The sequence below is a fragment of the Lysinibacillus agricola genome, from assembly GCF_016638705.1.
In the GTDB taxonomy this organism is placed as follows: domain Bacteria; phylum Bacillota; class Bacilli; order Bacillales_A; family Planococcaceae; genus Lysinibacillus; species Lysinibacillus agricola.
The window spans coordinates 266963-284268 of the sequence record NZ_CP067341.1 but is presented as its reverse complement, the minus strand read 5'-3'; the positions used below and the strand labels follow the sequence as shown (position 1 = coordinate 284268).

The window sequence follows — 17306 nt, the reverse complement described above, 5'->3', positions numbered from 1 at the left end:
GAAGCTTTGCTCTGCGACGAAAGCGAAGCGACAGGAGCACTCGAGTAGCTCTCCGCTACAATCAGCAAAAACGGGCACATATAAGTAAAATATCAACAAAAATAATAAACCTATATTTCCTAATCAACACGCTTGAAGCGGTTTATTTCTTTTGATTATGCCCTATAAACCGAATTTAATTAGAATGTATTAAACACAACTGTTTTGAATTTGACGAAAGTAAATGTCACCGTAGAAGTAGCAATCAATTATATTGATACTTTAGTCAATAACGTCTGGGTTGCTGAGTTATACAGGTAGCATCTAAATGTTAAGAATGCTGTGTGGCAGCAGTTTTTCGGGCAGTTGTTTGAAAAGAACCTAGCGACTCCCGTGAATCGTTGTGAAATAAGTGAGTCAGCTACAGGAAAAGCAACTCAATCCCGCCGAGGAATGCGTCCTTAATGAAAAAAAGACTGCAGACAAACTCAAATTATTGCGAGCTTGTCTACAGTCTGATTACTTCGTTTAATGAACGAGGTAGGCTTCTTTTTCATTGTCATTAATTAGGTAACAGCTTCCCGAAATTTTTTTACATTGTTTTTTCACACGCGTCACCGCATCTGACAATTGATCAACAGATTCAAATTGCTGATATTGATTAGTTATAACCGCGATGGATAGGGTAGTACAAGATAAAGGCTCTAATTTACCAGTTCTATTTTGTACTTCTAAGTATGTTAGATCCTCTAAATCATAAAAGCTTAAAATGAATGCATCAAACTCATCAATAATTCTTTGGCATATCGGGGCAGCTTCATAATGTGAAAGAATCGCAACGAAATCATCTCCACCAACATGTCCTAAAAAATCTTCTGTACCAACTATATTTCTTTTCAAAACATCTGTTAAATACAGTAAAATTTTATCCCCTTTATTAAAACCATACGTGTCATTGTATGATTTAAAATGGTCTAAATCAAAATATATTAAACTATATTGCGGTAGCTGTAATGCTTCCTCTAATTTTTCTTCAATTAATTTATTGCCAGGAAGGCTACTTAATGGATTTAAAAAGCTTGCAATAGCTACTTGTGTGTCTACGAGCTTTAACAATAGCTCCCGAATACTTACTACACCATAATATACGTCATTTCTTGTTACAATCACATCATCATATAAGTCTTCTGGTCGTCGACGCATTGCTTCCGTGCTGACTTCTGTTATAGGTGTATTACGATCTACAACTAAAGGATTTTCTTTAATAATAAGTTGATTTTGCCGTCCCATAAATAAATTATAGCCATAGCGCGTACCAATTTTTTGATAGAAATGTGTACGTGTAATTTGCCCAATCGGTTTGTCATCTCGAACAACAACAACACTACGCAATGACGGATTACTTGTAAAAAGTAAATCCACCTCTTTATTTTTCACAAATTCATCAATACAAGGAACGTTTTCTATGACTTCCCCTATCTTCATCGTCATCCATCCTTATTTTCCCCAAATGTATTTCCTTTGCGGGTTCCCCTATCGCATAACCTTGTGCGTAGTGGATACCAATATTATGTAAATAATTAAGCTCTTCCTGGCGTTCAATACCCTCTGCAATAATTTTCGTCTCAGCCTGCTCTGCGTATCTCATCAGCAATGTGACAAGCTGCTGCTGCTCGCTGTTTTTATCGATAAATTGTATTAAAGAACGGTCTAGTTTAATAAATTCTGGCTTTAAGTAAATAAGAGTTTTTAAGCTATTGTAGCCTGAACCTACATCATCCACTGCAATTCGATAACCCTGTGATCGATAATGTGATAATACACGTTCAAACTCTATAAAATCTACCACGGCACTGCGTTCAGTTAGCTCAAATACTACTTGCTGTGGTTTAATGCCCAGCTCCTTTAATAATTGCAAGGTTTCACCACTATGGTACTTCTTATCTAATAAAACATTAGGATGTATATTAACAAATACTAAAAAATCTCTGTTTACCCAATCTCCGTGCAGTCGTTCTTTGAAACGCTGTAATGAAAGGTTACGACAAAAGCATTCAAATAAAAATACGCAGTCCGTTTGCCCAACAAATTCATAAAACTGATCAACACTATTAAACAATTCTGAAGGCTCTGGACGATTCAGTGACTCAAAGCCCACCGTTTGCTTCGTCTGTAAATCGACAATAGGTTGAAAATATGTATGTAAATTCTTGTTCTGAATAATTTGCTTCAACGCTTTTAAACGCTTTATATATAAAGCATTGTTTTGATGCTGCCCATATAAATACTTTAAATAGGAAAATAAATTACTTGTTTTTATGCTTTGTCTCACAGCAGACTCCATTTTCGCACCTCTTAATTTGGTTATTAGGATCTATTGTACGCTTTTATTGTAAATGTACTGTGAATAGCATGTAAAAAGAGGTGGCTCTAGCACTAGAATTCCTTTTCAATTGTTGACATTGCTCTATTAAAAGTAATCTTAATTACTTGATAGAGTAGTATATATTTCACAATACACAATATATTCAATCAATTTATTGATATATATTGTATATAGTGTATGATTGTAATAATAGTATTTTATTACCTTTTATAAAAATTTGTGATTTATATAGTAATATAACAACTCAGCCCCATAAGCTCGGGATGACATTTGTAAAAACGTATACCATGTATCTAAGTTGATTGGAGTGGAGGCTGGGCGACTCCTTGGAGCGTCACAGATGAGATCCTGGAGCGCAAGCGAAGCGGCTCATCGGACCCGGAACGGAAATCAGCCCCACGTTATGGCGATGATTCTTTATAATAAAAAGATTTGTTCTTTATAGGGAAACCTATTTAGATAAAAACTATTTTCAAGGGAGGATCCAGTTAATGAGTTTGTCGATTCAACAATTATTGGAGAACAAAGGAATTACACCAAAATCTGAACACCTTGAACTTCTAAAAGCACGTTGGGAGGGTATGCAATCCCTTCGTAGTAATTTAGAAGGCATCGCTATTGATGACGCTGATATCGCTATCCGCAGCATTCCCGGAGGTGACCACATTGACAACTGATTTACACTTAAAATCTGTTGAGGAGTTAGCACCTTTACTTGAAACTAAAAAACTATCTCCTGTCGAGTTAACGAAAGCAATTTTAGATTTTGCTGAAGAAAGTCAGCCTAAAATTAATTCATATATGGCTTTTTACCGTGAAGAAGCCCTTGCACAGGCAAAAGTGGTAGAAACAGAAATTTGGAATGGACAGTATCGAGGAATGTACCATGGGATTCCTATGGCATTAAAAGATAATTTGTACTTTAAAGATAAAATAACAACGATGTCATCGAAGATTCATAAGGACTTCGTTTCAGGTTATGATGCAACGGTTGTAGAAAAACTTCGTAATGCCGGAGTTATTTTTACGGGCAAATTGAGCATGCATGAGTACGCATGGGGCATCACAAATAATAACCCTCATTACGGACTCGTTCGCAACCCTTGGGATTTAGATAAAATTCCTGGTGGTTCTAGTGGTGGCTCCGGTGCAGCAGTTGCAGCAGGAGCAAGTGTTGCATCATTAGGTACAGATACTGCAGGCTCTATTCGAATCCCTTCATCAGCCTGCGGAATTGTCGGCTTAAAGCCAACTCATGGTCGTGTAAGTAAATATGGCTGCTACCCTCTAGCTTGGAGCTTAGATCATATTGGTCCAATGACAAAGACAGTAAAAGATGCAGCCGGCTTACTTGAGATTATTTCTGGATTTGACCATAGAGACCCTACTTGTACAGACGTTCCAACAGAGAATTATGTGCAGCAAATCTCAGGTAGTGTGAAGGATTTAGTCATCGGCATCAACGAAGAGTATTTCTTTAACCACGTAGATTCAGATGTGGAGAAAGCTGTTCGAGAAAGTATTCAAAGCTTAGTGGATCAAGGGGCAAAGGTTGAAGTCGTTCGGATCCCATCCTTGCAATATGCAGAATGGGCAGAGCTTGTTACTTCCCTTTCAGAGGCTTCTGCAATCCATCATTCCGATTTACAGAAGAGGCCACAGGATTTCGGAGATGATATTCGTCTGTTATTTGAACTCGGTGAATTACCGTCTGCTGTTGATTACTTACAGGCTCAACAGGTACGTCGACAAATAAAGCAAGAGTTTACACAGATTTTCAATCAGGTAGATGTGCTTATTACGCCTACATTACCTGTAGTGGCGAGTACTATCGGTGATGACTTTGCATATTTAAATGGTGAAAAAGTAGATTTAATTGATAATATCATTCGATTTACAGGTCCAAGTAACTTAACAGGCTTACCTGCCCTTTCCGTTCCTTGTGGCTTTAAAGGTAATTTGCCAGTAGGCCTTCAAATTATTGGACCTGCCTTTAAAGAAGGTCATATTCTTAACGTTGGTTACGCCATTGAACAAACGAATCCCACGAAAAACAGAAAACCTAATATTTTCACTAACAGCTAATTTTGATCATGTAGAAGAATCTGCTTGCTTTACGGACTTTGTCTGTAGAAGTCAGCAGATTCTTTTCGATTGGTTGTTTTATCAGTGATTCGTGGTATCTTATCAGTGATTCGCGAGGGCCTTTCAGCGATACTAATAGTATTTTACTGACAAGTACTTTTATAATAAGGAAAAGAAGCTCAATCACAAGAAAGGTTGCTTGATATCCTAATGAACGTAGAGAACTTTTTACAACTGCCTATTACAAAGGATTTTACAGTCGTTGCCGGTCGCAATGGTTTACATAAACCTGTTCAAAATGTTGAAATTCTAGACTTTGAATTTTCACCCGATATTCAAACTGTTAGAGAAACAATTTTCACACCAAATAGTGTTGTTCTAAGCAGTTTATTATTTGCCAAGCAAAAGCCCGAATATTTATTGAATGCCGTGAAAAGTCTTTTGGAGCTAGGGGCAAGTGCTTTAGCCTATAAACCTGTCATCTATAAGGATTTACCAGAGGAAGTTCTAATGTATGCAGATGAACAAAATTTCCCGATATTGCGATTTGGCGGAGATGAATTTTTTGAAAAGATTATTTTAGAAACGATGGCCTATGCAAAAACCCAGGATTATTCATTCTTTTTAGAAACGATTATGCGACGTCTAATAGAGGAAGATGTAACAGATGAACAAATAAAGTCTGTTTTACAGCAAATCAATAAGCCCTTTGAAAAATATGTATTTGTTGCTAATATTCAAATGCAAAATATTACGAATAGCCAATGGATGCAATCTCTGTTTCAATTAGAGCCTCTATTGAAATCAGGAATGATTTGTACCTATAAAAAGAGCCTCTTTATTGTAATGACTCATTCATCGCAGCAATTTCAATTTGAAAAGCTTCTCCATGGATGGTTAACGATGTATGCAATCTCAACTGATACATTGACCTTTGGCTATAGTCGTTGTCACGCAACACAAACTGAGCTTCCCATTGCTGTTCGTGAAGCCTTCTATGCACGCATTATGGCCGAAATTGAAACGGCTCCTGTATGTCATTACGAAAACCTCGCATCCGATTGTTTGTTAATTGAATTGCATCGTAAAGACGCTAAATTTGCTATGGACTATGTAAATAGCTATCTTGGTCCCCTACTTGAGGAGAAGGTTGATCCAGATTTAATGAAAACAGCAATCACTTATGTCGTAAAACAAGGGAATATTAAGGAAATAGCTGTTGCTCACTTCTGCCATCCAAATACAATCCGTTATCGCATGTCAAAAATACGTCAATTAATAGCACCTTTAGAAAATGATTATGTTTTTTATGAACGTATCGCTGCAGCCGTTAAATTGTACTTATTACATAGCAAAATAAATATTGAATAATAGCTTTGGAATAAGTACAAAAAAACGCCTGAATATTTAGAATTAAAATCAAATTATTTTCTTCCATCTCATGCTATTCTATTGAAGTTAGGAGGAAGAATGATGAAACAATACATAGCTGATGGCATGCTATTAGTCACTGCAATCGTTTGGGGTAGCGGATTTGTAATAACGGCTATTGCATTGGAATATTTAACAGCTTATCAAGTAATGGCAGGTAGATTTTTATTAGCTGCCATTATCCTCACAATTTTATTTGGATATAGATTAAAAAAAGCTTCAAAATCAGTTATCTGGAAAGGAATTTTGTTAGGGACCATTTTGTATATTGCCTTTGCCCTTCAGACAGTAGGTTTACAATATACAACACCTTCTAAAAATGCATTTTTAACCGCCGTAAATGTCATTATCGTTCCATTAATTGCATTTGCGGTTTACAAACGTCGTATAGATGGCTATGAGATCATCGGTTCAATTATTGCCATTGCCGGAATCGGTTTTTTATCATTACAAGGCTCACTGACAATGAATATCGGAGATGCGCTTTCCTTAGCTTGTGCTGTCGCTTTTGCCTTTGATATTTTTTGTACAAACCTTTTTGTACAAAAGGAAGATGCCATTGCCCTTACGATTATTCAATTTATCACAGCAGCTTTTTTAGGTATCTTGGTCGTAGTCAGTCAAGGCGACATCCCTACCACTTTTGAAAAAGAAGCAATCTATTCAATCATTTATTTAGCCATTTTTTCAACTACTCTCGCCTACCTTTTTCAAAATGTTGCGAATCAATATACGTCTGCTACAAAGGCAGCTATTATCCTGTCTACAGAGTCCTTCTTCGGCATGGTACTATCCGTTATATTCTTACATGAGGTATTAACAAGTCGCATGGTTGTGGGAGCCGTAATGATTTTACTTGCCATATTAATTGCAGAAGTAAAGCCTGCACATCCTAAAAAACGAATGATGAAGAGCTCTCGATAACGAATTTTAAAATAGTTTCAGTCATACTGAAGCTATTTTTTATTAAACATGACTAGTCATAATACTTGTAGTAATCCCAACTACCAAAATTGTAATAATTGAAAGCCATAAAGTGCTGGAAGATAAAAGCAGTCCCCCTATGACGATGACGATTGAATCTATCATAAAAATAAGTATCCCGACATTAATTCCGGTTTTATCACTTAAAAATTGTGCAATCAAATCTGTACCACCAGTGCTTGTCTGAAATCTAAGCATCAACCCAACACCAAAACCCATAAGTACCCCTCCAAATATGGCACTATAGATGGCATCGATTTGAATAAGATTCCGAACGGGCTTTAGTAAATCTATACTAAGAGAAGATACAATTAATCCATGTATACTATTGTAAAAATATGCTTTGTATTTATACCAGGAAATCACAAAAACCGGAATGCTAATAATGATGATCATCAAACCTATTTTAAGCTTATATAAATAGTGTAAGATAAGCGCTAACCCTACAACTCCTCCATCTAAAATTTGATGGGGCGTTAAGAATAAATTAATTCCTAATGATACCGCGGTACTTCCTATAAGAATGACCAAGCCTTTCGTAAAAAAATACATATAACCCCCCTCCGAGACTTAGCATGTTTTTATAGTATGAAAAAATCGATTTGAACATGTTATTGTTTACGTCTGTCGGTGTAATCGTATTAATATTTTTATCGAGCTTGGTCGCTAAATTTCTCTATATTGCTGGTATCTTTTGTACATCAAATGTTGAGGTGAGGCACAATGTGTTCTATCCGTCACTTATGTTTAGCCTAGCAGCACCTTAACTTGCATGGATACAAAAAATGCCTTCTGTTTACAAACAGAGGGCAATGTTAGAGACTATTTATGTTTTGTCTTCATTCGATCCAGCAAAAATCCACCTTTAAATGATTTGGGCTCGTAAGAAATAATAAACGCATTCGGTTCATAATGCTCAACAATTTGGAACAATTCTGTCTCGCGATTTCTCTTTGTTAATATTTCATATTTATAGCGATTACTATCTCGTCCCTCACCAATGTAAATCGTGACCGCAAACCCTTCATTGCGAAGAAATTTCACAAGTTCCTCGTTCTTATTTTGCGTATTAATGGTCGTATAAACATAGCCTATCGCTAGTTTACGTTCAATTTTGGCCCCTAAAAATATGCCCAATCCAAAGCCAATTGCATAAAAGACCATAGCTAACATACTTTGTTTCCCACTAAAAACGAGTGAAAGGCCAAATACATACACTAACATCTCCAGCATACCGAATATGGCGGCAAGGAAAGTAACATTCTTCACTAAAAGTATTGTACGTAACGTTAAAAAAGGTACATAAATCAATTGAAGTACTAAAATCAGAAATATACTTTGCATTTGTAAGAGACCTTTCAAAAAGTAGTTTTATATACTATAAGTATATGTTGAAATATTTATTTGCATTCTATTAAAAATGTATCTATTTTCTAAATTCCCTACTAATTAGAATTTAAACATTAAAAAAGGCCACCTACTATAAAAGTAGATGACATTTTTTATATTATAGAAATCCTTTAAACTTCCCCATGCATCGGGTCTTCTTTATGCTTCGGCCCAATCATGTTGAATAAAATATTAAGAATAATGGCTGTGACCGAACCACAGACGATACCGTTAGATGTTAGAAGAGATATGCTTTCTGGTAGTGCATCGAAAATTCCAGGAACTTGTGAAGGAAATGGGACTAGGGCAATCTATGTCACGTCAAGGAAACTGTTGGGATAACGCCCCTCAAGAATCCTTCTTTGGTCATTTTAAAGATGAAACCAATCTGAAAGCGGCGAACATTAGAAGAAGTAAAACGAGAAGTGAAAAGTTATATGATGTATTACAACCATTATCGAGGGCAATGGAACTTGAAAAAGCTGCCGCCTGCAAAATACAGACAGCAGCTTCAAAAGGTTCCTAGCTTTTTTTCAAAATGTCCTTTACAAAGGGTACACTTTACCATCCGAACGACTTTACAATAAATTATTCTTGTTTCTGAAAAGCGATATTAAAGTTGTTTGAATCTTCTTTAATTAAAGCCTCCGTTAGCCATCCATGTAGCGCAAAAATCAGCACTTTACCACAGAAAATGAAAGATTATTATGTTCTTTCATGGGAGTTGAACAAAGGTTGCAGTTTCTCATATCGCATTAATGAAATATCTTCCTTGTGGTGCTTTTATTTCAAAGAAATATTTTTCGTTCTTCTTTAAGCCATCCAATTTCACGCTTTTTCCAGACTTTACTTGAATTTCATCAACTATTACTTTACCATTTACATCTTTTACCCTTAGAAGGATATCTCGATCACTTTGATTTCCACTCTCACTATCACTTCCGGCATTTACGATAGACTTCTTCCAGAAAACACGATCATATATTAGATAATTTTTGTCATTAAAGTTTAAGCTTTGCCACTCTTCCGAATCATCTTCTACATCCACAATTGCAGTCACTTTTGGGGAAAAGAAATCATGAACAACACCTACATCCTGATAAACTAGATAACCTACAGTCGTGATAAAAAAGGTCATTAAAAAAGTCATAACAATAGCCGTAATAACTTGGATACGCCGCTTTTTATTAATTTTTTTAAATGGCGCAATAGCTTTCTCAACTTCTTTTGGATTTTGTTGAACATAAGCTGTTTGCCGCTGCATACTGTTGACACACGTCTTACACTCTTCGCAATGTTCTAAATGGTCTTCAACTATTTTTGCAGTATCTTCACTACAAATTCCATCAATATAAGATGGCAATAAATCTTTAATAATATTACAATTCATATGGATCAATCCTTTCTGATAGTTTTAATTTTGCACGGTAATAGGTTACCCTTGCCCAGTTTTCACTTTTATCAAAAATATCTCCAATATCTCTAAAACTGAAATGATTGGATGTTCTTAATAAAAATATTTCACGATAAGGTTCCTGCAATCGATGAATTTCTTTATGTATCGAAATCAGTGTACTTCGTTTTATTACCTCAACATCTGGTAAATCCTTATTTGATGGGACATCTAATCCCATATGCATCATGTTTTCTATACTGGTACTATGAAATTTTTTCTCCTTTTTTAAATAGTTGTAATAGGAGTGTTTAGCAATTTGGCATAACCAAACGGATATTTTGCATTCGCCATTATAGCTATGCATCGACTTTAGAGCCTGATAAAAGGTTTCTTGTGTCAATTCTTCAGCCAAATCCACATTTGACGTTAAACAAATAAGAAACCGCTTAACTTCATCTGCATAAGATTTATAAATTTCACTTAAATTTTCCAAATCCCCCCTCCTCTCATAATTTTTAACTGGGATACTTATATATAGATTTAAAACGTTTTTCGTTACAAGAAATTTTATGTTTTTTTGAAAGACTATGTTTTATTTGATTTGTAGTTCATATTCATAACGAAAATAGCATTTTACTAACTAATAATTAAAAAGTTTGGTTCTATCGTACTCAAAACCAAAGCTTTTTCTATACTTAGAGACTCTTTTTTCCCGCATAAAAAATGCCACCTACTATAGGAGTAGATGACATTTTGATGATTATAGAAATCCTTTAAACTTCCCCATGCATCGGGTCTTCCTTATGCTTTGGCCCAATCATGTTGAATAAAATATTAAGAATAATGGCTGTGACCGAACCACAGACGATACCGTTAGATGTTAGAAGAGATATGCTTTCTGGCAGTGCATCGAAAATTCCTGGTACAACCGATACACCGACACCAAGGCTGACTGCAATTGCAGCAATCATGGCGTTTTCCGCTGATTCATTCATAACAGGTACTAGCATGCCCATACCTTGCGTAATGACCATACCGAACATCGCTAGCATTGCCGCACCAAGTACTGGTGTTGGAATGATTGTTGTTAATGCTGCGATTTTTGGTAGGAAACCAAGTGCTACTAGTAAACCACCTGTGATGTAAATGACTTTACGGTTTTTTACGCCTGACATACGTGTAAGTCCCACGTTTTGTGAGAATGTTGTATATGGGAAAGCGTTGAAAATACCACCGATCACAGAGGCAAGACCTTCTGAACGGTACCCACGTGATAAATCTTTTGAATCTAATTTTTTCTTACAAATATCACTTAGTGCAAAATAGACTCCTGTTGATTCTACTAAAGAAACCATTGCTACAAGCGTCATTGTAATAATTGCTGTAGGGTCGAATGTTGGCATACCAAAGTAGAATGGCTGAACCATGTGTAATACGTCAGCATCTGCAACTGGGCTAAAATCAACCTTACCCATAAATACTCCTAGGATTGTTCCCGCAACTAATCCGATTAAAATGGAGATTGCACGGATGAAGCCTGTAGAGAAACGATAAACAACTAAAATAATGGCTAATGTAATGAACGCTAAAGCTACATTAGAGCCAGATGCAAAATCAGCTGCATCTTGTCCACCCGCCATATTGTTTAAGGCTACTGGTAGTAAAGAGATACCGATAATTGATACAACCGAGCCTGTTACTACAGGTGGGAAGAATTTTACTAACTTACCGAAGAAGCCAGCAATAATCATAATAATTACACCTGAAGCAATAATAGAACCATAAATATCTGTAATTCCTTGCTCAGGATTTGTACCGATTGCAATAATTGGACTAACCGCTGTAAATGTACAGCCTAGTACTACTGGCAAACCAATACCGATAAATTTACCCGAATACACTTGTAAAAGTGTGGCGATTCCACACATCATAATATCAATCGCTACCAAATACGTCATTTGTGCTGTATCAAAGCCTATCGCCTTACCGATAATCAATGGCACTAAAATGGCTCCTGCATACATCGCAAGTAAATGTTGAATGGCTAGCGTAGTTGATTTAACGGTATTCATTACGCGTTAGCCTCCGCAGCAAACGTTACTTTACCATCCTCAAGAGAATCTACAATTGCTAATGATTCTACGCGAACCCCTTGCTGACGTAATAATTTCCCACCGTCTTGGAAGCCCTTTTCAATCACAATGCCGACACCTACAACATTCGCACCAGCTTGAGCTGCAATATCAAGTAAACCTTTGACAGCCTCTCCATTCGCTAAGAAATCGTCAACAATTAAGACGCTATCATCTTCATTTAAGAAATTACGTGATACTGAAATATCATTTGTTTCATTTTTTGTGAAAGAATGTACTTTTGAAGAATAAAGATTATCTGATAGTGTTAAAGATTTACGTTTACGTGCAAACACTACAGGGGCACCGATTTCAAGCCCTAGCATAACAGATGGTGCGATACCTGAAGATTCGATCGTTAATATTTTTGTAATGATTTGATCAGAGAAGCGGTTTGCAAACTCATGTCCAATTTCCTTCATAAGCTCTGGGTCGATTTGATGATTTAAAAATGAGTCTACTTTTAATACAGATGAAGATAAAACTTTACCCTCTTGCATAATTTTGTCGTGTAATAACTTCATTTCCTTTATATCCTTCTTTCTTATAGTAATAACTTTTTATGAGCCACTTACATTCCGTTACAGGCGAGCGCCAGAAGCAATGCAAGTAATAAAAAACGCTGAATACCTTGATTCCATTCATCTACGAGTGGAGCAAAGCATTCAGCGTAAAAACGTCGAAACGAATAGAAAACATCCCACTTTATATGAGGTTTTCTAAAGCATTGCTACCCATAGTCGATTTATTTACGGTAAATCGGTAGAAACTTGCGAGCCATATTCTCGCTATTATATGAGTGAAACAGTATAAAGCTGTAAGAACTTTCTTATATCAATCACGCCTTGACGTAATTTGAATCAGCACTTCATTCGGTATGTGCTTATGTGTGGCACTGAATAAAGTCTGTTTTTTCGGAATTTACTAGTATTTTACTAACTTTTAATTGCAAACGTTCGTGTTTTACAATCACGTACTGATTATATCAGACAATTTTCGAGCTTGCTAGTCATTATTTTGATAAATGGAATGGGACTGTCATAATGACGACATTTCTGTGAAATAACAGCGAAGTGCGAATTAATAGACTCGATTGATTGTGTAACATATGATGCCATCCTTTTTTCGGTAAAAACTGTGGTATGACTACTGTTACTTGATGGCCTGATTTCGCACATTGATGTTCAACCTTATCAATAAATTTCATCAACGGCTGTGTAATACTTCGATATGGTGAATAGTATGTTACAAGTCGAACATTTGGCTGCCAAGCTTGCCATTTTTCTTCAAAAGCTTTTGCGTCAGCTTGATCGAAGGCCACATAAAACGCGATAATTTTTTCAACCTTTAATGACTGTGCGTAATGCAATGTGTTTTCGACTACTTTCGTAATACCAGCAACAGGGACAATGAAAACATTCCCCTCAACATTGGGCAGTTCCTCATTATCTAATCTCAACTGCTCACCAACTGCCTGATAATGTTGCTTAATGCGGTGAAATGTCCAAATAATAATTGGTAAAAAGATAAACACTGGCCATACTTGAGGTAATTTCGTCACAAAAAACATCATAGCTACGATAAAAGAAATGACCGCTCCGATTGTATTTATTGTAAATCTAGCAACCCAGCTCTTCGGTTTTTCACGCCACCATTTTCGCATCATCCCAGCCTGCGCTAACGTAAACGGAATAAACACACCAACTGCATAAAGTGGAATCAAGTGCTCTGTTGTTCCATCAAATAATATGATCAAAGCAATTGCAGCTAAACCAAGCATCATAATTCCATTTGAATAACCAAGGCGATCCCCACGGATTTGGAATATTCTCGGAATAAAACCATCCTTCGATAAATTAACCGCCAGTAAAGGAAAAGCCGAATAACCTGTATTCGCAGCAAGTACTAATATCATTGCTGTCATTCCTTGCACTATATAGTAGAAAATATTACGACCTACACTTGCCTCCGCAATTTGTGAGACAACCGTTTCTTTCGCATTTGGAGCAACTCCATAAAAATAAGCCAGACTCACAATACCAATAAATAGCACTGCTAAAATTCCGCCCATAGCCAATAATGTTTTAGACGCATTTTTTGGCGCAGGATCTCTAAAATTAGGTATAGCATTTGAAATTGCCTCAACACCAGTCAAGGCTGAGCTTCCTGACGCAAATGCCTTTAATAATATAAATAAACTAATTCCAGCAACTGGAGTGCCAACCTTTGGATGCAATTCTGCTGGAACTTGCCCTGTTACTACGTTATAAATCCCTACCCCAATTAACATCAACATGACTACCACAAACAAATATACTGGATACGCTAAAATGGATGCTGATTCTGTGACACCACGCAGGTTTAAAAGCGTCAAACATATAACAAAAAACACAGCGATTATCACATTATAGGGATGCAGACTTGGAAATGCCGAAGTGATAGCATCTGTTCCCGCTGATACACTTACCGCAACTGTTAAAATATAATCGACAAGTAGTGATCCACCAGCGACGAGGCCAACATTGACACCTAAATTTTCCCGTGAAACTACGTATGCTCCGCCACCATGTGGATACGCTAAAATAACCTGACGATACGAAAAAATAAGTGCTGTCAGTAACACAACTACCCCAGCAGCAATCGGTAGAGAATACCAAAAGGCAACAGTACTTACTGTCATGAGCACAATTAAAATTTGCTCAGGTCCATACGCCACTGATGACAAAGCATCGGACGATAGTATGGCGAGTGCCTTTGTTTTACTAAGCTTTTGTTCCCCTAACGCTTCGGATCTTAATGGTTTACCGATAACATAACGTTTCAATGAGGATTTCATATTCAACACCTTCTGGTTTCATAGAATGTGTTTCGCATTTCTAAATCGATTACACCTTAGCATAATCGGTTTTAGTATTATTCACTGGGGCTTTATCTTTATCCATGTAGCTTTTACATAAGATAAAAAAAGTCTACAAGTCATCACTAAATAAGACTTGTAGACGCTCATTCGTCTGCCAAGCTCCAACTTTTCTGCTCTTAACGCTTACGAGGTTAGCTGTCGGATTCGGGCCTGAGTAGCCCTACCCTTCAATAAATGAAGAGATTCACCCCAAGGATCACACTTATGCAATCCGTAAAAATTGGGTCCCCCGCGTCTAGTTGCTTCAGCGATTTAGAAATTTGAAACTTTTATAATGATGTCATATTACGCCTGTAAAAAAGAAAAGTAAAGAAGAAAAGAATGGTTACAAAAAAAAATTTTACTTGATTTTTCGAACATCTTTCTTATGGCTCACCACCATAACGTGGAGTTGATTGCTGTTCCAATTGGGCGCGGGCGATGAGCCGCTTCACTTGCGCTCCAAGGCCTCATCTGTGATCCTCAAGGAGTCGCCCAGCCTTCACCCCAAACAACTTATTTACACGGCCTCAACTTTTAGTGATAAATATTTACTATTTGAAGAATAACATTTTAATACTGGTGGAAAATATGTGAATACCCATAAATGAAAATCAATTAAAAAAGCTACCTTATAAGTATATTCCCACTTTTAAAATAGCTAAGTACATTAATCCTTAAACCATTTTCAAATGAATCGAATATTCTGCAACGATGCTTCAATACATGATGATACACAAACAGAATCCAAGTTCTTCATAGCAATTGATTTACTATATCAAAAACATTTTGAATTAAATAAAAAAAATGAGCAAACTTCTTCACATTTTTTTGTTATAGCGATAAAATAGCAATATATCATTTTCCTCTAGGAAACTTTATTTCACCCGTGATACTTTTTGAAATGAGGGAACAACATGGTTTACAAACGAATGGCAAAATCGTCTGCTGAGGCGGTTTTAGATGGAGACATAAAAGGCTGGCGACGAATCTTACCGTTTCTTGGTCCAGCCTTCATCGCAGCAGTTGCCTATATTGATCCAGGCAACTTTGCAACAAATATTACAGCAGGTTCAAAATATGGATATCTACTACTTTGGGTAATTGCCTTTTCCAATTTAATGGCGGTATTAATTCAATCTTTATCAGCAAAGCTTGGTATTGCGACTGGTAAAAATTTACCCGAAGTAGCACGTGAACATTTTTCTAAAAAGACTTCTATTTTTTTATGGATACAGGCAGAATTGGTCATTATTGCAACAGACCTTGCAGAATTTATTGGGGCTGCACTAGGGCTGTACTTATTATTCAATATTCCAATGTTACCTGCAGCACTTATTACAGCAGTCGGCTCATTTGCTATTTTAGAATTGCAGCGCAGAGGCTTTAGAGCATTTGAAGCAGGTATTTCTGGCATGGTGCTTATTGTCGTTTTAGCGTTTGCATTCCAGACATTTTTAGCACAGCCAAATTGGGGCGAAGTAACAATAGGCATGTTTACACCACGCTTTGAGGGAGTAGATTCTATTTTACTTGCAACAGGTATTTTAGGGGCAACTGTCATGCCACACGCTATTTACTTGCATTCTTCATTAACCCAAAATCGTATCGTTGGCCGCAATGATGAAGAAAAGAAACGTATTTTTCGTTTTGAGTTTATTGATATTATCATCGCGATGATTATTGCCGGTGCCATCAATATGAGTATGCTTGTTATTGCTGCAGCAGTATTCCATACACAAGGCGTAGTAATTGAAGATTTAGATATTGCTTATAACGGTTTAAAAGAGGCGCTTGGTCCGATGGCGGCAGTGTCCTTTGGTCTTGGTCTTCTCATTGCAGGTCTTGCTAGCTCTTCAGTTGGTACACTAGCAGGTGACGTTGTGATGCAGGGCTTTATTAGAAAGAAAATTCCGCTCTATTTACGCCGTGCTGTTACAATGTTACCTCCTCTGGTCATCATTGCATCCGGTGTTAATGCGACTTATGCGCTTGTCCTAAGTCAGGTTATTTTATCTTTCGGTATTGCATTTGCACTTGTACCGCTTGTTATGTTTACAAGTAAACGTGACATCATGGGAAGTCTAGTCAACCGTCGTATTACAACAATATTAGGATGGATTGTAGTAGTAATTGTAGTTACTTTAAATCTTTATTTATTATGGGAAACAATATTTGGTTAAAGAAATGCCAGACGCAAAGACCTTTAATTTGGTTTTGTGTCTGGCATTTCTACATGTAAGAGGCTTACTGCATAATGTGTGGTTGATTTCCGTTACGACTGGGCGCTTTGTTGCTGTCGCTTCGCTTTCGCGCAGATAAAACATTTGTTGTTGCTGTCGCTTCGCTTTCGCACAGATAAAACATTGTAGCTGCCGCTTTGCTTTCGCTACAGAAAACATTTGCCGCTGTCGCTTCGCTTTCGCACAGATAAACATTTGTCGCTGACGCGCAGAGCAGAGAGCTTCCTGGGGGCGCCCTGTTATTAGAAAATTTGGATCTATGGTCTCTCTTTTGGTATTTTTAATTATCGCTTCGGCCTTTCTATCCGTCGCACTGGCTGTTCTTTCCGTCGCTTTGACTCTTCTTTCCGTCGCACTGGCTATTCTTTCCGTCACTTCGGCT

The 17306-nt window shown here is 36.9% G+C and carries 15 protein-coding genes, 2 pseudogenes and 2 riboswitches; of the genes and pseudogenes, 6 read left to right on the top strand and 11 right to left on the bottom strand.

The window, feature by feature from the left end; translation table 11 throughout:
• Positions 1–507 precede the first annotated feature (507 nt).
• Both FJQ98_RS01380 and FJQ98_RS01375 read right to left on the bottom strand, forming a co-directional pair.
• Positions 508–1464, bottom strand: a complete 957-nt coding sequence (locus tag FJQ98_RS01380) for a GGDEF domain-containing protein (protein ID WP_053596594.1) — start codon at positions 1462–1464, stop codon at positions 508–510.
• The gene (locus FJQ98_RS01375) at positions 1424–2323 is read right to left on the bottom strand and encodes an EAL domain-containing protein (RefSeq protein WP_053596593.1); all 900 of its coding nucleotides are present in this window, start codon (positions 2321–2323) and stop codon (positions 1424–1426) included. The genes FJQ98_RS01380 and FJQ98_RS01375 overlap by 41 nt, the downstream gene beginning before the upstream one ends.
• Before the next feature lie 533 nt (positions 2324–2856).
• Here FJQ98_RS01375 and FJQ98_RS01370 point away from each other — a divergent pair.
• The 4 genes from FJQ98_RS01370 (at position 2857) to FJQ98_RS01355 (ending at position 6805) form a co-directional block, all read left to right on the top strand.
• A complete protein-coding gene (locus FJQ98_RS01370; protein ID WP_053596592.1) occupies positions 2857–3042 on the top strand; it encodes a hypothetical protein in 186 nt (61 codons plus the stop codon).
• Positions 3032–4450, top strand: a complete 1419-nt coding sequence (locus FJQ98_RS01365) for an amidase (RefSeq protein WP_082340366.1) — start codon at positions 3032–3034, stop codon at positions 4448–4450. The genes FJQ98_RS01370 and FJQ98_RS01365 overlap by 11 nt, the downstream gene beginning before the upstream one ends.
• A gap of 210 nt (positions 4451–4660) precedes the next feature.
• Entirely contained in the window at positions 4661–5821 is a 1161-nt protein-coding gene (locus tag FJQ98_RS01360) for a PucR family transcriptional regulator (RefSeq protein WP_053596590.1), read from the top strand.
• A 102-nt stretch (positions 5822–5923) separates the two neighbouring features.
• A complete protein-coding gene (locus FJQ98_RS01355) occupies positions 5924–6805 on the top strand; it encodes a DMT family transporter (protein ID WP_053596589.1) in 882 nt (293 codons plus the stop codon).
• A gap of 42 nt (positions 6806–6847) precedes the next feature.
• Here FJQ98_RS01355 and FJQ98_RS01350 read toward each other — a convergent pair whose 3' ends face one another.
• The 3 genes and pseudogenes from FJQ98_RS01350 to FJQ98_RS26565 form a co-directional block, all read right to left on the bottom strand.
• Positions 6848–7417, bottom strand: a complete 570-nt coding sequence (locus tag FJQ98_RS01350) for a YitT family protein (RefSeq protein ID WP_053596588.1) — start codon at positions 7415–7417, stop codon at positions 6848–6850.
• Between the two features lie 270 nt (positions 7418–7687).
• Positions 7688–8209, bottom strand: coding sequence for a DUF2179 domain-containing protein (locus tag FJQ98_RS01345; protein WP_053596587.1), 522 nt, complete (start codon positions 8207–8209; stop codon positions 7688–7690).
• A gap of 176 nt (positions 8210–8385) precedes the next feature.
• Positions 8386–8544, bottom strand: a pseudogene (locus FJQ98_RS26565) (purine permease); the annotation flags it as partial.
• Here FJQ98_RS26565 and FJQ98_RS27465 point away from each other — a divergent pair.
• Positions 8529–8775 (top strand): annotated as a pseudogene (locus FJQ98_RS27465) (IS3 family transposase); the annotation flags it as partial. The pseudogenes FJQ98_RS26565 and FJQ98_RS27465 overlap by 16 nt on opposite strands.
• 224 nt (positions 8776–8999) lie before the next feature.
• Here the strand turns inward: FJQ98_RS27465 and FJQ98_RS01335 are convergent.
• The 5 genes from FJQ98_RS01335 to FJQ98_RS01315 form a co-directional block, all read right to left on the bottom strand.
• Positions 9000–9644 (bottom strand): anti-sigma factor family protein, encoded by a 645-nt coding sequence (locus tag FJQ98_RS01335; protein WP_053596585.1) that lies wholly within the window; start codon positions 9642–9644, stop codon positions 9000–9002.
• On the bottom strand, positions 9634–10143 hold the full coding sequence (locus FJQ98_RS01330; protein ID WP_053596584.1) for an RNA polymerase sigma factor: 510 nt from the start codon (positions 10141–10143) through the stop codon (positions 9634–9636). The genes FJQ98_RS01335 and FJQ98_RS01330 overlap by 11 nt, the downstream gene beginning before the upstream one ends.
• Before the next feature lie 280 nt (positions 10144–10423).
• Positions 10424–11722 (bottom strand): nucleobase:cation symporter-2 family protein, encoded by a 1299-nt coding sequence (locus tag FJQ98_RS01325; protein ID WP_053596583.1) that lies wholly within the window; start codon positions 11720–11722, stop codon positions 10424–10426.
• On the bottom strand, positions 11722–12306 hold the full coding sequence (locus FJQ98_RS01320; protein ID WP_053596582.1) for a xanthine phosphoribosyltransferase: 585 nt from the start codon (positions 12304–12306) through the stop codon (positions 11722–11724). Before FJQ98_RS01320 ends, FJQ98_RS01325 begins: the two co-directional genes overlap by 1 nt.
• Before the next feature lie 193 nt (positions 12307–12499).
• A riboswitch (purine riboswitch) is annotated at positions 12500–12601 on the bottom strand.
• A gap of 193 nt (positions 12602–12794) precedes the next feature.
• The gene (locus tag FJQ98_RS01315) at positions 12795–14618 is read right to left on the bottom strand and encodes an APC family permease (RefSeq protein ID WP_053596581.1); all 1824 of its coding nucleotides are present in this window, start codon (positions 14616–14618) and stop codon (positions 12795–12797) included.
• 190 nt (positions 14619–14808) lie between these two features.
• A riboswitch (cyclic di-AMP (ydaO/yuaA leader) is annotated at positions 14809–14962 on the bottom strand.
• Positions 14963–15598: 636 nt separating this feature from the next.
• Here FJQ98_RS01315 and FJQ98_RS01310 point away from each other — a divergent pair.
• Positions 15599–16864, top strand: a complete 1266-nt coding sequence (locus tag FJQ98_RS01310) for an Nramp family divalent metal transporter (RefSeq protein ID WP_053596580.1) — start codon at positions 15599–15601, stop codon at positions 16862–16864.
• On the opposite strand, the gene FJQ98_RS01305 is transcribed toward FJQ98_RS01310, so the two are convergent.
• A complete protein-coding gene (locus FJQ98_RS01305; protein ID WP_053596579.1) occupies positions 16841–17299 on the bottom strand; it encodes a hypothetical protein in 459 nt (152 codons plus the stop codon). The two genes, FJQ98_RS01310 and FJQ98_RS01305, sit on opposite strands and share 24 nt — an antisense overlap.
• Positions 17300–17306: the final 7 nt, after the last annotated feature.

Bases quoted from the DNA above. Each gene is read 5' to 3' on its own strand.
- FJQ98_RS01380 (WP_053596594.1), bottom strand. From the start codon at position 1,464: ATGAAGATAGGGGAAGTCATAGAAAACGTTCCTTGTATTGATGAATTT.
- FJQ98_RS01375 (WP_053596593.1), bottom strand. From the start codon at position 2,323: ATGGAGTCTGCTGTGAGACAAAGCATAAAAACAAGTAATTTATTTTCC.
- FJQ98_RS01370 (WP_053596592.1), top strand. From the start codon at position 2,857: ATGAGTTTGTCGATTCAACAATTATTGGAGAACAAAGGAATTACACCA.
- FJQ98_RS01360 (WP_053596590.1), top strand. From the start codon at position 4,661: ATGAACGTAGAGAACTTTTTACAACTGCCTATTACAAAGGATTTTACA.
- FJQ98_RS01355 (WP_053596589.1), top strand. From the start codon at position 5,924: ATGAAACAATACATAGCTGATGGCATGCTATTAGTCACTGCAATCGTT.
- FJQ98_RS01350 (WP_053596588.1), bottom strand. From the start codon at position 7,417: ATGTATTTTTTTACGAAAGGCTTGGTCATTCTTATAGGAAGTACCGCG.
- FJQ98_RS01345 (WP_053596587.1), bottom strand. From the start codon at position 8,209: ATGCAAAGTATATTTCTGATTTTAGTACTTCAATTGATTTATGTACCT.
- FJQ98_RS01335 (WP_053596585.1), bottom strand. From the start codon at position 9,644: ATGAATTGTAATATTATTAAAGATTTATTGCCATCTTATATTGATGGA.
- FJQ98_RS01325 (WP_053596583.1), bottom strand. From the start codon at position 11,722: ATGAATACCGTTAAATCAACTACGCTAGCCATTCAACATTTACTTGCG.
- FJQ98_RS01320 (WP_053596582.1), bottom strand. From the start codon at position 12,306: ATGAAGTTATTACACGACAAAATTATGCAAGAGGGTAAAGTTTTATCT.
- FJQ98_RS01315 (WP_053596581.1), bottom strand. From the start codon at position 14,618: ATGAAATCCTCATTGAAACGTTATGTTATCGGTAAACCATTAAGATCC.
- FJQ98_RS01310 (WP_053596580.1), top strand. From the start codon at position 15,599: ATGGTTTACAAACGAATGGCAAAATCGTCTGCTGAGGCGGTTTTAGAT.